21 protein-coding genes are annotated in these 14,032 nt (G+C 37.9%); 2 read left to right on the top strand and 19 right to left on the bottom strand.

All coding sequences use genetic code 11. The annotated features are described in order from the left end of the window. Positions 1 to 224: 224 nt before the first annotated feature. Positions 225 to 443: a hypothetical protein gene (locus FS802_RS29330; RefSeq protein ID WP_000900298.1), complete on the bottom strand. Its 219-nt coding sequence runs from the start codon at positions 441 to 443 to the stop codon at positions 225 to 227. Between the two features lie 170 nt (positions 444 to 613). Here FS802_RS29330 and pdaB point away from each other — a divergent pair, with 170 nt between their 5' ends. Next, the gene (gene pdaB / locus FS802_RS29325; protein WP_000464700.1) at positions 614 to 1,378 is read left to right on the top strand and encodes a polysaccharide deacetylase family sporulation protein PdaB; all 765 of its coding nucleotides are present in this window, start codon (positions 614 to 616) and stop codon (positions 1,376 to 1,378) included. A gap of 127 nt (positions 1,379 to 1,505) precedes the next feature. On the opposite strand, the gene kbaA is transcribed toward pdaB, so the two are convergent. After that, positions 1,506 to 2,117 carry a KinB signaling pathway activation protein KbaA gene (gene kbaA / locus FS802_RS29320; protein ID WP_001088514.1) on the bottom strand — a complete coding sequence of 204 codons (612 nt, stop codon included), beginning with the start codon at positions 2,115 to 2,117 and terminating at the stop codon, positions 1,506 to 1,508. A 139-nt stretch (positions 2,118 to 2,256) separates the two neighbouring features. Here kbaA and gerD point away from each other — a divergent pair, with 139 nt between their 5' ends. Next, the gene (gene gerD, locus FS802_RS29315; protein WP_000827524.1) at positions 2,257 to 2,874 is read left to right on the top strand and encodes a spore germination protein GerD; all 618 of its coding nucleotides are present in this window, start codon (positions 2,257 to 2,259) and stop codon (positions 2,872 to 2,874) included. A 56-nt stretch (positions 2,875 to 2,930) separates the two neighbouring features. Here the strand turns inward: gerD and FS802_RS29310 are convergent, their stop codons facing one another. The 17 genes from FS802_RS29310 to FS802_RS29230 all read right to left on the bottom strand — a co-directional run bounded on the left by FS802_RS29310 (position 2,931) and on the right by FS802_RS29230 (position 14,016). After that, entirely contained in the window at positions 2,931 to 3,998 is a 1,068-nt protein-coding gene (locus tag FS802_RS29310) for an Mrp/NBP35 family ATP-binding protein (protein ID WP_000256605.1), read from the bottom strand. A gap of 143 nt (positions 3,999 to 4,141) precedes the next feature. Continuing rightward, positions 4,142 to 4,855 carry an N-acetylmuramoyl-L-alanine amidase CwlD gene (cwlD, locus tag FS802_RS29305; protein WP_000822446.1) on the bottom strand — a complete coding sequence of 238 codons (714 nt, stop codon included), beginning with the start codon at positions 4,853 to 4,855 and terminating at the stop codon, positions 4,142 to 4,144. 66 nt (positions 4,856 to 4,921) lie between these two features. Continuing rightward, the gene (locus FS802_RS29300) at positions 4,922 to 5,350 is read right to left on the bottom strand and encodes a YbaK family protein (RefSeq protein WP_001101006.1); all 429 of its coding nucleotides are present in this window, start codon (positions 5,348 to 5,350) and stop codon (positions 4,922 to 4,924) included. A gap of 162 nt (positions 5,351 to 5,512) precedes the next feature. Beyond that, the gene (rpsI, locus tag FS802_RS29295; protein WP_000079986.1) at positions 5,513 to 5,905 is read right to left on the bottom strand and encodes a 30S ribosomal protein S9; all 393 of its coding nucleotides are present in this window, start codon (positions 5,903 to 5,905) and stop codon (positions 5,513 to 5,515) included. Positions 5,906 to 5,926: 21 nt separating this feature from the next. After that, positions 5,927 to 6,364, bottom strand: a complete 438-nt coding sequence (gene rplM, locus FS802_RS29290; protein ID WP_001260795.1) for a 50S ribosomal protein L13 — start codon at positions 6,362 to 6,364, stop codon at positions 5,927 to 5,929. A gap of 152 nt (positions 6,365 to 6,516) precedes the next feature. After that, positions 6,517 to 7,260, bottom strand: a complete 744-nt coding sequence (gene truA, locus FS802_RS29285) for a tRNA pseudouridine(38-40) synthase TruA (protein WP_002096935.1) — start codon at positions 7,258 to 7,260, stop codon at positions 6,517 to 6,519. Positions 7,261 to 7,274: 14 nt separating this feature from the next. Beyond that, the gene (locus FS802_RS29280) at positions 7,275 to 8,069 is read right to left on the bottom strand and encodes an energy-coupling factor transporter transmembrane component T family protein (RefSeq protein WP_001186519.1); all 795 of its coding nucleotides are present in this window, start codon (positions 8,067 to 8,069) and stop codon (positions 7,275 to 7,277) included. Next, positions 8,057 to 8,938: an energy-coupling factor ABC transporter ATP-binding protein gene (locus FS802_RS29275; RefSeq protein ID WP_000406519.1), complete on the bottom strand. Its 882-nt coding sequence runs from the start codon at positions 8,936 to 8,938 to the stop codon at positions 8,057 to 8,059. Before FS802_RS29275 ends, FS802_RS29280 begins: the two co-directional genes overlap by 13 nt. Beyond that, complete coding sequence (locus FS802_RS29270; RefSeq protein WP_000711780.1) at positions 8,914 to 9,756, bottom strand: energy-coupling factor ABC transporter ATP-binding protein; 843 nt, start codon at positions 9,754 to 9,756, stop codon at positions 8,914 to 8,916. Before FS802_RS29270 ends, FS802_RS29275 begins: the two co-directional genes overlap by 25 nt. A 103-nt stretch (positions 9,757 to 9,859) precedes the next feature. Next, a complete protein-coding gene (gene rplQ, locus FS802_RS29265; protein WP_000331490.1) occupies positions 9,860 to 10,222 on the bottom strand; it encodes a 50S ribosomal protein L17 in 363 nt (120 codons plus the stop codon). A gap of 35 nt (positions 10,223 to 10,257) precedes the next feature. Then, complete coding sequence (locus tag FS802_RS29260; RefSeq protein ID WP_000569644.1) at positions 10,258 to 11,202, bottom strand: DNA-directed RNA polymerase subunit alpha; 945 nt, start codon at positions 11,200 to 11,202, stop codon at positions 10,258 to 10,260. A 180-nt stretch (positions 11,203 to 11,382) separates the two neighbouring features. After that, entirely contained in the window at positions 11,383 to 11,772 is a 390-nt protein-coding gene (rpsK, locus tag FS802_RS29255; RefSeq protein ID WP_000101797.1) for a 30S ribosomal protein S11, read from the bottom strand. Positions 11,773 to 11,796: 24 nt separating this feature from the next. Continuing rightward, positions 11,797 to 12,162: a 30S ribosomal protein S13 gene (rpsM, locus tag FS802_RS29250; protein WP_000090790.1), complete on the bottom strand. Its 366-nt coding sequence runs from the start codon at positions 12,160 to 12,162 to the stop codon at positions 11,797 to 11,799. 21 nt (positions 12,163 to 12,183) lie between these two features. Then, complete coding sequence (gene rpmJ / locus FS802_RS29245) at positions 12,184 to 12,297, bottom strand: 50S ribosomal protein L36 (protein ID WP_000868344.1); 114 nt, start codon at positions 12,295 to 12,297, stop codon at positions 12,184 to 12,186. A gap of 35 nt (positions 12,298 to 12,332) precedes the next feature. Next, positions 12,333 to 12,551 carry a translation initiation factor IF-1 gene (gene infA / locus FS802_RS29240; protein WP_001029884.1) on the bottom strand — a complete coding sequence of 73 codons (219 nt, stop codon included), beginning with the start codon at positions 12,549 to 12,551 and terminating at the stop codon, positions 12,333 to 12,335. A gap of 68 nt (positions 12,552 to 12,619) precedes the next feature. Beyond that, positions 12,620 to 13,366, bottom strand: a complete 747-nt coding sequence (map, locus tag FS802_RS29235) for a type I methionyl aminopeptidase (protein ID WP_000582542.1) — start codon at positions 13,364 to 13,366, stop codon at positions 12,620 to 12,622. Further along, on the bottom strand, positions 13,366 to 14,016 hold the full coding sequence (locus FS802_RS29230; protein ID WP_001048998.1) for an adenylate kinase: 651 nt from the start codon (positions 14,014 to 14,016) through the stop codon (positions 13,366 to 13,368). Before FS802_RS29230 ends, map begins: the two co-directional genes overlap by 1 nt. Between the last annotated feature and the right edge of the window lie 16 nt (positions 14,017 to 14,032).

Below are 14,032 nucleotides of genomic sequence, written 5' to 3'. Positions count from 1 at the left end.
GTTAGTTTGTCTAGCATCTAAAAATAAAAATTGACGTTTCACGTTGTTTGTTTCGTTCAGTTTTCAAAGAACTACTTGGTCGCTCATTTGCGACTTCCTTATGTTAACATCTTCATTTTTCAATGTCAACTAAGTTTTTTAATTTCTTTTTTATCGTCTTCTGCGTTTCCGCATCAGCGACGGTTATTAATTTATCATATAACAACCATTAACGTCAACACTTTTTAATAAAAAGTTCTTTTCCTTACATAACGCATACATTCTTCTGCATTAGCGACTCTTCGAAACAAACAAAAAATGATTTTATATCTTTCTTCCATCGCCTTTTTTACAACGTCATGAATACGTTCATCTTCAAAATCAAATAAAAGTTCTTCTAACTCTCTCTTCAATATGTATTCCATTTCTTTTTTCTCTTCTTTCGTTAACATAAACCCAAGCAAATCATCACCTCAATCATTTCTTACAAAGCAATAAACTTTCCGCTCATTTTCACTTATCAAAATCCTATCATTCATTATATCCACTGCTTACGATATTAATCCTTTGTTCTCTTTTTAATATATAAAGCATATATGTAACTGAAAAGGATTGGACAAAGGGGCGTAATATTATGTTTTTCTTTTTTATTACGAGTAAACGAGCTTTTAAACACATTAGCTTAATAGTGATACTTTCCTTATTTACAGCATGGCTTCTCTTTTTGAAAACATATTCACATGAATCTGCTTTTTCAACAGCGACAGGACCTAAAGTTATTTACAAAGGAGACACCTCTAAAAAACAAGTTGCATTCACATTTGATATTAGTTGGGGAGACAAAAAAGCAATTCCAATCCTTGATACACTTAAAGAAAGAGACATTAAGAATGCAACCTTCTTCGTTTCTGCTGCATGGGCAGAAAGACACCCTGATGTTGTTGAACGCATCATAAAAGATGGACATGAAATCGGTAGTATGGGCTATAATTACACGTCCTACACTTCTCTAGAGACAAATGAAATACGAAGAGATCTTTTACGAGCACAAGATGTTTTTACAAAACTTGGTGTGAAACAAGTCAAACTATTACGTCCACCTAGTGGAGACTTTAACAAAGCAACACTTAAAATAGCAGAATCACTCGGATACACCATCGTCCATTGGAGTAATAACTCAAACGACTGGAAAAACCCAGGTGTAAACAATATCGTTTCCAATGTCTCTACTAATTTAAAAGGTGGAGATATCGTCTTATTACATGCATCCGATTCTGCCCTTCAAACAAATAAAGCTTTACCACTGCTTCTGCAAAAATTAAAGAGTGACGGATATGAGCAAATATCGGTATCACAACTTATTTCTAACACAAGTACAAAAAGTAAAGATGTAAGGTAATTCTTTCCCCTCGTGCCTTCACACATAAAAAGCTCTACTACCTATCATTAAGGTAGTAGAGCTTTTTTCATCCCGATATTTATATTCGTACAACCACCCTGCATAAAAACTCAAAAATCTCTCTTACTTAAGCCGACTTACTCGCCTTTCCAATTAAACGATGTAATATAAGTAACTGATATGCATTACATAATAAAAGTGGTATCACCATTAAATACAACCAATCTGTATCATTAATACGAAGCGCTGGTACCCACTCAAGAATTGTTACAACAACCATAAAGAACAAAGCGGGCACAAATGCCTTTCTATTCGTTTCTTTACTTTTTATGTAAGCAACAATCGCCCCAAACACAAATAATACACCTGCAACAAGTATGTTATTCCCTAACGAAACTTCCCCATTTGCAATCAATACGGATCTTAAATACACGAAATCAAATAAAACGAATGCAATAAAGAAGAGCTGAACTGCATTCCATAAAGAAGGTGACCTGAACATCCCCAGTCCAAAACGATGGATTGTTAAATAGGCAAAGAACCCCATTTGACTTATAACACTAAAAATAAATCCTACACCCATCAACCAGAAGGAAACTGCTAAAATTTCCTTTCCGTCGAAATTTTGAAAAAATTTAACGTACTTGTCCCACTCCAAAACAAATCCAATAATGACCGTGCTAATCCCACCAAGAAACAACGTCGTAAAAAACAGTCGTACCCACTTGCGGCTATTCACAACACATCCCCCATTATCCTTATATTTCTAATTAAATTGTATCAATGACAATTTCAAAAAGCTAGCCATGTTCATGTATAAATTCCTTAAAGATATTTATATTAAAAAGAGAGAACTGTGTTGAAAGGAGTTCCAACTTATGAAACGGATGCTGCTCGTTTTGACTTCTTCTTTTCTATTTCTTGTACTTGTAGCATGTGCACAAGGAAAAGAAGCAAAGTCCGAACTTGATTATGACCAAACGAAGAAAATGATTGTTGATATTTTAAAAACCGATCAAGGTAAGAAAGCCATTCAAGATGTGTTAACTGATGAAAAAATGAAACAAGCACTCATACTAGATGAAACAGTAGTAAAGAAAACGATTGAAGATGCAATGGTATCCGACAAAGGGCAACAATTCTGGGAAAAGCTCTTTAAAGACCCTGAGTTCTCATCGAAATTCGCTAAAAGTATGGGAAAAGAACAAACAACCTTAATGAAAACATTACTAAAAGACCCTGAATACCAAGCAGGCGTTATAGAAATTATGAAAAACCCTGAAGTAGAAAAAATGATGTTACAAACAATGAAGAGCAAAGAATACCGCCAATATTTACAACAAGTACTAACAGAAACTGCTGAAAGCCCACTCTTCCAAGCTAAGATGATTGATATTATTAGTAAAGGTGTACAAAAGGCCGAAAAAAGTGGATCTGATAAAAAAGAAGCAGGCGGTGAAAGTGGTTCCCAAGACGATAAAAAGGAGCAACAGTAAAAATAATAATTATAATAATGAGTGGACAATATATGTATCGTCCACTCATTATTATTTTATTTTTGCGCGACAGCTATTTTATCAATTACTGTCTCAGCTATCGTACGATAAATAAGACCCGTCGTATGTGTATCTTCATATACTGAAGGCGCAAAGTCATCTTTATTCCAATCAGGTTGTTGAAGCGGGATTCGGCCAAGTACTTCTGTTTGAAGTTCTGTAGCTAATTTATCTCCTCCACCTCTTCCAAACACATATTCTTTTTCACCAGTTGTTTTACTTTCAAAATACGCCATATTTTCAACAACACCAAGAATACTATGTTCTGTACGTAAAGCCATGGCTCCAGCACGCGCTGCCACAAATGCCGCTGTTGGATGTGGCGTTGTTACAATAATCTCTTTACAAGCTGGCAACATTGAATGTAAGTCTAGCGCAACATCACCTGTACCCGGTGGTAAATCTAAAACTAAATAGTCTAAATCGCCCCACTCTACTTCTGTAAAGAAGTGATTTAACATTTTCCCAAGCATAGGGCCTCTCCAAATAACCGGTGCATTATCTTCTACAAAGAATCCCATTGAAATTACCTTTACACCTAGACGCTCCACTGGAATGATTCTATCTCCTCTTACAACAGGACGTTTTTCTATCCCCATCATATCCGGTACGCTAAAACCATAAATATCAGCATCAATGATACCAACCTTTTTACCTAGACGAGCTAAAGCAATAGCAAGGTTAACAGAAACTGTTGATTTTCCGACTCCACCTTTTCCACTCGCCACTGCTAAAAATGTTGTTTTTGAATTTGGTGACAATAAAGATTCATTTTGCTCTTCTTCCTGTTCCGGTGCAAACTGAGCTAATTCCTCTTCTGTAAATTCTGCAAAGCGAAGCCCTACTGTTGCTGCTCCTAGTTCTTTTACTAACTTTACAATTCCAGATTGCAATTGCATTTGTTCCGCTGTACCAGTTTTTACGATTGCAATTTTAACACTTACATGTTCCTTCTCAGGCTTAACTGTTACCTCTTTAATTGCACCTGTTTCTTTTAACGTTTTATGTAAAAACGGATCTACAATCCCTTCTAACGCTTCCACTACTTGCTCTTTCGTTACCATAGTTAGCCCAGCCCCCTGTATGAAAAATAACGTAATGTTAATTAAATGTATCTCTCTTTATTTTTGAAATAAATGCGTTTACATTTCCAGTATAACATATTTTCGGAAAACTTCGTTAACGAGAGAAATTCAAAAAATCCTCCTTATTCTGGAGGATTCCCTTTTTCCGTGAAATAACGTAATATACCACGATATACTGCAGCCGCTACCTTTTGCTGATATTTCTCCGAATTTAACATATACCTTTCGTTTACATTCGATAAAAAGCCAGCTTCAATTAAAGCACCTGGTGTTTTCGCATACTTTAATAAATACACATGAGAAATTGTTTTAGCAGAACGATTCGTATTCTCTAAACTCGTTCTCAATTCAGCTTGTATAAATTTCGCAGCACGTTCATTTTCAACCGAAGAACGGTAGTAGAACGTTTGTGCGCCTTTCGATCCACTGCTAGTTAAAGCATTTAAATGAATACTCGCAAAAAAGTCTACATCAGGCTTATTAATAATCTCTACACGCTTTTTTAAATCCTCTGCTTTACGTCTACTATATGATTTTGTATCTTTCTGAGCTAAATCATAATCTCCCTCACGTGTTAAAATAACTAGTGCACCTTGTTCTTGTAAATAATCTTGTACCTTCTTTGTAATCTCAAGCGTAATATCTTTTTCTATAATATCTTTTCCACCAACAGCCCCTCCGTCTGGCCCACCATGCCCAGCATCCAATACAATCACTTTCCCCGATAAGGGTAAATTCCAAGCTCGCCACGATTTTGTAATTTGAAATTCTTGTTTAACTAAAAAAAACAAAACAACCGCAGCGAGTGCAAAAGAGATAATTCGAATTCTCTTCATACCTTTCCTCCTCCAGCTAGTCCCTCTAATTACTTATATGGGACAAGAGGAAAGTTTATGCTTGTCTTAATGAAGCTTTAATCGATATCTTCTTTCACCTTTTTCATACCCTTCCTGCCACCATAAGCCGATAAACTGCTGGCAAGATTCAAAAAGTAATTCCTCATCTTGTAACTTAATTTCCCGCATAGTCATGCTCGTTAAAAATTGAAATAGTGTTTCCGTTAATTGTTGCTCTTCTTCTAAGGCTCTATATTTCACATCAAAGAATGATTCACCATAATAACCAAACTTACTGTATCTCGCTCCTAATAAATACGATTCTATCCCTAATTCAATACAGTAATCTTCATACTGACGATGAAGTTCCTGCATCTGAAAGGCATCCCTAATATTTGAACGTAATGTTTTTAATGATAATTCTCGCAGCATCTTCCGTTCATATTTCAACTGCTTTTCTTTTTGTTTTTCTTGTAAGCTGACAATGACATTCATAGCACTTATAAACCTCCCTAATACGTATTAGTCTAAACTTCTAAAGAAGAAGCATACGCGAGAGAATAGCACTAAAATATTCCAAACTACAAAAATTAAAAAAGAGGAATGAAACATAAAAAAACCCCAACCAAAATGGTTGGGGTTTGTAGTTCGCAAAAATTAACGTTTTGAGAACTGAGGTGCACGACGTGCGCCTTTAAGACCGTATTTTTTACGCTCTTTCATACGTGCGTCACGAGTTAATAGACCTGCACGTTTTAGTGTTAGACGGTATTCTGGATCAGCTTTTAATAAAGCGCGAGAAATACCGTGACGAATAGCACCAGCTTGACCAGTGTATCCACCACCATTTACGTTTACAAGTACATCGTAGTTACCTAAAGTTTCTGTTGCAACTAGAGGTTGTTTCACTACTTCACGTAATGCAGCAAATGGGATATAGTTTTCAAAATCACGACCGTTAATGATAACGCGTCCTTCGCCTGGAACTAGGCGTACGCGCGCTACTGAACTCTTACGACGTCCAGTGCCATAGTATTGAACCTGTGCCAAAGTAAGCCCTCCTTTAATTGATTATCCGCGAAGTTCGTAAACTTCTGGTTTTTGTGCTTGGTGTGGATGCTCTGCTCCAGCATACACGTTTAATTTCTTAGATACTTGACGTCCTAAACGTCCTTTTGGAAGCATCCCTTTAATTGCAAGCTCTAACATTTGTACAGGGTAGTTTGTACGCATTTCTAGAGCTGTTCTTTGTTTAAGTCCACCTGGGTGGTTAGTGTGACGGTAGTAAATTTTATCGTTTAATTTATTACCTGTTAAATGAATTTTTTCAGCGTTAATAATAATTACATGATCACCCGTGTCAACGTGTGGTGTAAATGTAGGTTTGTTTTTACCGCGTAAAATAGATGCTACTTCAGTAGATAGGCGACCTAAAGTTTGACCTTCAGCATCAACCACATACCATTTACGCTCAACTTCGTTAGCTTTTGCCATAAAAGTCGTACGCATGTGTTTCCCTCCTCGTTATCTTTTCCATAGAAAAAATCTATTGTTTATCTTAAACACGATTTCCTTCCGGGGCTAATCGTGGTTTTAGAAACAATACCATATGTTATGATATACTTTTGAGTTTCTAATGTCAAGCAAATGTTACACCAGGATTAGTTGTTATAGTTTACCTGCCATAAGTAAAGTCCATGACCTGGAGCCATCTTTCCAGCAAACTGACGATTTTGTTTCGCTAAAATCTCTGGAATGCTATCAGGATCAAGCTTTCCTTGCCCTACGCTAAGTAACGTACCAACAATAATTCTGACCATATTATATAAAAATCCATTACCTACAAAACGAAAAATTAATTCATCGCCTTGCTCAATTAACTCAATTTCATAAATCGTTCGCACTTTATCTTTTTTGTCAGTTTTTGCCGAACAAAAAGAAGTGAAATCATGCGTTCCAATAAAATAAGGAATCGCTTTTCTTATAGAGCTTATTTCGAGCGGATATGGATATTGATATACGTAATTTCTACGGAATACATCCGCAGTCTTTGATAATAATACACGATAACGATATTCTTTTCTCTCGACACCGTAACGCGCATGAAATTCTTCTGTTTTTTTCTCTACCTGTCTGATAACAATATCATCTGGCAACATTGTGTTTAATGCATTACTCCATTGCCACTCTTCAAGAGACAACGGTGTATCAAAGTGTATGACTTGTCCTTTAGCGTGAACGGTAGAATCCGTTCTGCCCGATGCCTGAACACGAACAAGTTCTCCTTTATGCAATTTCTGCAAAGCTTTCTCAATCTCTTGTTGAACAGTACGATGCTGCGGCTGAATTTGATAACCACAAAAATGCATGCCATCATATGCAACCGTACATTTTATTCTATCCATTTCTCTATTCTCCATTACGATCGCACCCATGCCAAAATACAAGCTAAACAAAGTAAGCTTATAATCGTTACTGTATCGCTTGTTTTCCAGCGTAGTTGCCTAAATTTAGTACGTCCTTCGCCATTTTGATACCCACGTGCTTCCATAGCAATTGCTAAGTCCTCAGCACGCTTAAAAGCACTGATAAATAGAGGAACGAGTAGTGAGATAATAGCTTTTATCCTATCTTTTATCGGCCCTCCTGCGAAATCAATACCACGTGAAGCTTGTGCCTTCATTATTTTACTTGTTTCATCCATTAATGTCGGAATAAAACGAAGAGAAATTGACATCATTAATGCGATTTCATGAACAGGAACTTTTATACGTTTCAACGGCTTTAATAACGTCTCCAAACCATCTGTAATCTCAATAGGTGTTGTCGTTAACGTTAATAATGTCGTCATTAAAATAATAACGAAGAATCGTATAGAAATGTATATCCCTTGCTCTAATCCTTTTTCATGTATCGAAAACCAACCAAGCTGGAATAGTACTTCCCCTTCTTTATTTGTAAAAATATGCAGGAAAAATGTAAAAAGAAAAATCCATAGAATTGGTTTTAAGCCCGAAAGTACATAACGAATCGGCACTTTTGCAAAAAATAAAGCAATGAGTGCATATAAAAATAAAAATCCATATGAAATCGCATTATTTGCTAAGAAAACAACAAATACATATAAAAAGACAATCAGCAGCTTCGTACGTGGATCAAGTTGATGAATAAGAGACTTCCCTGGAATATATCTTCCAATAATCAACTGCTGCATGATTCATGACCACCTTTTCGTAACACCTGCACAACTTCATGAGTAAGATCCTCTAAAGATAAGGTAGCCTTTGGGATTGAAATGCCAAACTTCTCTTCAATTGCACGTTTATACTTTAAAGACATAGGAAGATCCACGCCAATTTTCTCTAGTTCATCAGCATGTGAAAATACTTCCTCTGCACTTCCTTGCAAAAAGACCGTTCCTTTATGCATGACTACAATCTGCTCCGCATACTTAGCAGCATCCTCCATATTATGTGTTACTAGGATAACCGTAAGACCTTTTTCCTTATGCAGCTTATAAAACATCTCCATAAGTTCATTCTGCCCTTTTGGATCTAGTCCTGCTGTAGGTTCATCTAATACAAGCACTTCGGGTTCCATCGCCAATACACCCGCTATCGCAACACGCCTCATTTGCCCACCACTTAACTCAAACGGTGAACGTGTTAACAGTTCTGGCTCTAACCCTACAAGTTCAATTGCCTCTCTTGCCTTTTGCTTCGCTTCTTCTACAGATACCCCAAAATTAGTAGGGCCGAAACAAATATCCTTCTCCACAGTCTCTTCAAACAACTGATGTTCTGGGAATTGAAAGACAACCCCTACCTTTTTACGTAGTGGCTTTAGCTTTTTTTCTTTCTTTCCTGCCGAAATGAAATGTTCACCAATTTGAACTGTGCCATTCGTCGGCTGCAATAAACCATTTAAATGTTGAATCATCGTCGACTTACCTGAACCAGTATGACCGATAATGGCATAATAGCCCCCACTTGGAAACGACACGTCTACATCATAAAGTGCGCGTCTTTCAAATGGAGTTTTATATTGATAACGATGTTCTACTTTTTGGAATGTAATCTCCAAAGTTCGTTCACCAAGCTTTCCATTGTAAGATGCGTATTTTGCAAGAGAATTTCATTTCTTTTTAATAATTCTGCTATTTTCACTGAAAATGGTACATCTAATCCAATTTCTTGGAGCATATGAGAGGACTTGAATATTTGCTTTGGAGTCCCTTCCTCTAATATTTCTCCCTTATTTAAAATAATGACACGGTCTGATTGCGCCGCTTCTTCTAAATCGTGCGTAATTGATAACACGGTAATACCTTTTTGATTAACAAGTTGTCTAACCGTTTCTACTACTTCACGTCTCCCTTGAGGATCTAGCATTGACGTTGCTTCATCTAATATCAAAATAGATGGCTGAAGTGCTAAAACGCCTGCTATTGCCACTCGCTGCTTTTGCCCACCAGATAACGAATGAGGTTCATCATTAAGAAAATCTTCCATACGGACAAGTTTGAGGGCCTGATCTAATCTTTCTACCATTTTCTCTCTTGGCATTCCGATATTCTCTAAGCCAAAAACAACGTCGTCTTGCACTGTCGTTCCAACAAATTGATTGTCTGGATTTTGAAATACCATCCCAATTTGTTTTCGAACATCCCATACCGTTTCCTCTGATAAAACCATTGTATCATTTACTGTAATAGTCCCTGCTTCCGGCAAAAACAAACCATTCAATAATTTTGCAAGTGTAGACTTCCCTGAACCGTTTTGTCCAATAACAGATACCCATTCTCCCTCATACAAGGAAAATGAAACATCTTTTAATGCATAAGTGGCTGCCCCAGGATATTGAAATGATATATTCTCTGTCCGAAGTTTCTCTTTTTTCAATACAAGGCACCCTTTCCTTCGCCAAGTTAGCCTATTTTTATATTTAAAAAAAAGGGCCATGACCAGTTTCTTGAAAAGAACTGTCCTGCCCTTTTAATTATCATTATACTAACTCGATAATTACCATTGGTGCTGCGTCTCCGCGACGTGGACCAATTTTTGCAATACGAGTGTATCCGCCTTGGCGCTCAGCATAGCGTGGAGCTACATCAGCGAATAATTTTTGAAGTGCATCTTGACCAGTCTCAGCGTTAGCTACTTCATTGCGAATGAAAGCTGCTGCTTGACGACGAGCGTGAAGATCTCCGCGTTTACCTAAAGTGATCATTTTTTCCACTACAGAACGAAGTTCTTTTGCACGAGTTTCTGTCGTTTGGATGCGCTCGTTGATAATTAAATCAGTAGCTAAATCACGTAACATAGCTTTACGTTGCGCACTTGTACGGCCTAATTTTCTGTATGCCATTCGTAGTTCCCTCCTTTGTTGATGGGTTTAAATCCTCAGTCGTCTTTACGTAAACCTAAACCTAATTCCTCAAGTTTATGTTTAACTTCTTCTAAGGATTTACGTCCTAAGTTACGAACTTTCATCATATCTTCTTCTGTTTTGTTCGCAAGCTCTTGTACAGTATTAATTCCTGCACGTTTTAGGCAATTATAAGAACGAACAGAAAGATCTAGTTCTTCGATAGTCATCTCAAGAACTTTCTCTTTTTGATCTTCTTCCTTCTCGACCATAATCTCAGCATTTTGTGCTTCATCAGTTAAACCAACAAAGATATTTAAATGCTCAGTTAAGATTTTGGCACCTAAAGAGATAGCTTCTTTTGGCCCGATGCTTCCATCCGTCCATACATCAAGCGTAAGCTTATCATAATTAGCCACTTGTCCGACACGTGTCTTTTCCACTTGGTAAGTCACACGTGATACTGGAGTATAAATAGAATCAATAGGAATTACTCCTATTGGTTGATCTTCGCTTTTATTTGCATCAGCTGGCGTATACCCACGGCCACGCTTTGCAGTTAAACGCATGCGGAAATGCGCATTTTTTGCTAACGTTGCAATGTGTAAATCTGGATTTAAGATTTCTACATCACTATCGTGAGTAATATCAGCAGCTGTGACAATACCTTCGCCCTGCACATCAATTTCCAACGTCTTCTCTTCTTCAGAGTAGATTTTAAGAGCTAACTTTTTCAAGTTTAAGATGATCGTCGTAACGTCTTCTACTACGCCCTCAACTGTTGAAAATTCATGTAATACGCCATCGATTTGGATAGCAGTAACAGCGGCACCAGGGAGTGAGGATAAAAGAATACGACGTAAGGAGTTACCCAAAGTAGTACCATATCCACGCTCAAGCGGTTCAATTACGAATTTACCATATTTAGCATCTTCGTTAAGTTCAACCGTTTCGATTTTCGGCTTTTCGATTTCAATCATTAACTAAACCCTCCTTCAAAACGTCGAAACCCCGGTTAAACAAAGGGATACCCCCTGTCTAACCGAAAGTCCCCCTTAGGCAGTTCCCGATTGTGCACAACAAGCGATGTTTCTGTACGAAATTTCTCGATAATGCATCATATCCATTATAGACAAAAGGGAAAATTCTATACAGAAAAATTACACACGACGACGTTTTGGTGGACGACATCCATTATGAGGAACTGGAGTAACATCTCTAATTGCTGTTACTTCTAGACCTGCAGCTTGAAGAGCACGAATTGCAGCTTCACGACCAGCACCAGGACCTTTAACAGTAACCTCTAAAGTTTTTAAACCGTGCTCCATTGCAACTTTAGCAGCAGCTTCAGCAGCCATTTGCGCAGCGAATGGAGTAGACTTACGAGATCCACGGAAACCAAGTGCACCAGCACTAGACCAAGAAAGTGCGTTACCATGAGTATCTGTAAGTGTTACGATTGTGTTGTTGAAAGTAGAACGAATATGAGCTATACCAGCTTCAATATTCTTTTTCACACGTTTTTTACGAGTGTTTGTTTTACGTGCCATTGTTAGTTCAACCTCCTTTACTTATTATTTCTTTTTATTTGCTACTGTACGACGTGGACCTTTACGTGTACGAGCATTGTTTTTAGAGTTTTGACCACGAACTGGTAAACCACGACGGTGACGAAGACCACGGTAAGAACCGATCTCCATTAGACGTTTAATGTTAAGAGATACTTCACGACGAAGGTCTCCCTCAACTTTAATACGATCGATGATATCACGGATACGTCCTAGTTCGTCTTCCGTTAAATCACGAACTCGTGTTTCTGAAGAAATACCAGCTTCAGTTAGAATTTTTTCAGCAGTTGTGCGACCAATGCCGAATACGTAAGTTAAAGAAATAACAACGCGTTTGTCTCGAGGAATATCTACACCTGCGATACGTGCCATTCTGAATGCACCTCCTTCTGATTAACCTTGTTTTTGTTTATGTTTAGGGTTTTCACAAATAACCATTACTTTTCCACGTCTACGAATAACTTTACATTTTTCGCAGATTGGTTTAACTGACGGTCTTACTTTCATGTCTCGAACCTCCTTAAAGATTACGGAGTGCTATATTATTTAAAACGGTACGTAATACGACCACGATTTAAATCGTACGGAGATAATTCTACCGTAACTTTGTCTCCTGGTAAAATACGAATGAAGTTCATACGGATTTTACCAGAAACGTGAGCCAATACGACATGCCCATTCTCTAATTCTACTTTGAACATAGCATTTGGCAACGTTTCAAGAACGGTACCTTCGACTTCAATTACATCATCTTTAGCCATTCAATAGTTCTCCCTTCTTCAAATCAGTAACATTTTACACTGCTCTGAAATCCCGGAGAGCCAGCTACTTATAAAGTGGTAAGGATTTCGTATCCTGCTTCTGTAAGAGCAATCGTGTGCTCAAAGTGTGCACACCATTTACCATCTACCGTTACCACTGTCCAGTCATCAGATAGTGTTTTTACATATCGTCTTCCTTGATTCACCATCGGCTCAACACAGATGACCATTCCCGGCTTTAATCTAGGGCCTCTATTTGGTGGACCATAGTGCGGGATTTGAGGGTCCTCATGTAAGTCTTGCCCGATTCCGTGACCAACATACTCCCTAACGATCGAGAACCCATTCTCTTCAGCATGGGTTTGAACCGCATGTGAGATATTTGATAATCTTTCGCCTGGTTTTACTTGTTCTAGACCAAGATACAACGATTTTTCTGTGACATCAAGTAGCTTTTGAACAGATTCAGAAATGTTTCCAACTGGATACGTCCATGCAGAATCTCCATGGTACCCATTGTATTTCGCACCAATATCGATACTGATGATATCGCCCTCTTCGAGCTTGCGCTTCCCTGGAATTCCGTGTACAAGCTCTTCATTTACAGAAGCACATATGCTCCCCGGAAATCCGTTGTATCCTTTAAAAGATGGCGTAGCACCATATTTTCGAATCGTCTTTTCCGCTATTTGATCGAGCTCTTTCGTTGTAATTCCTGGAGTAATATGCTGTTTCAACTCTTGATGAGTTAAAGCAACGATCCTGCCAGCTTCTCGCATGATTTCTATCTCGCGAGGAGTTTTGCAGATGATCATTACGCTAAGCCTCCGATGAGAACATCGATATCAGCAAATACTTTATTGATATCTTGCTCACCATTAATGCTTTGTAAGTAACCAAGCTCTTCGTAGAAATCAAGCAAAGGTTTTGTTTGCTTAATATTTACATCTAAACGATTTGCCACAGTTTCTTCATTGTCATCAGAGCGTTGATATAATTCGCCACCACATTTATCGCACACATCAGCTTTTGCTGGTGGATTGAATTCTAAGTGGTAAGTCGCACCGCACTCTTTACAAATGCGACGGCCTGTAAGGCGTGTTAATAACAACCCTGAATCCACATTAATGTTTAAAACATAGTCGATTTTTTTACCAAGATCTTTCATAATCTCTTCAAGAGCTGATGCTTGTGCAACAGTTCGTGGGAAACCGTCTAGTAAGAAACCTCTTACGCAGTCTTCTTGACTTAAACGTTCACGAACGATTCCGATTGTAACTTCATCTGGAACAAGTGCACCTTTATCAATAAAAGATTTTGCTTGTAGACCCATTTCAGTTTCAGCCTTCATAGCTGCACGGAACATATCTCCTGTTGAAATGTGAGGGATGTTATACTTGGCAACAATCTGTTCGGCTTGTGTACCTTTACCAGCACCAGGAAGCCCCATTAAAATTAAGTTCATCCTTGTTCCCCCTCAG

Origin of the sequence: Bacillus sp. DE0042 (genome assembly GCF_007680225.1) — a bacterium.
In the GTDB taxonomy this organism is placed as follows: domain Bacteria; phylum Bacillota; class Bacilli; order Bacillales; family Bacillaceae_G; genus Bacillus_A; species Bacillus_A wiedmannii.
This window is presented reverse-complemented; position numbering and strand designations above follow the sequence as displayed.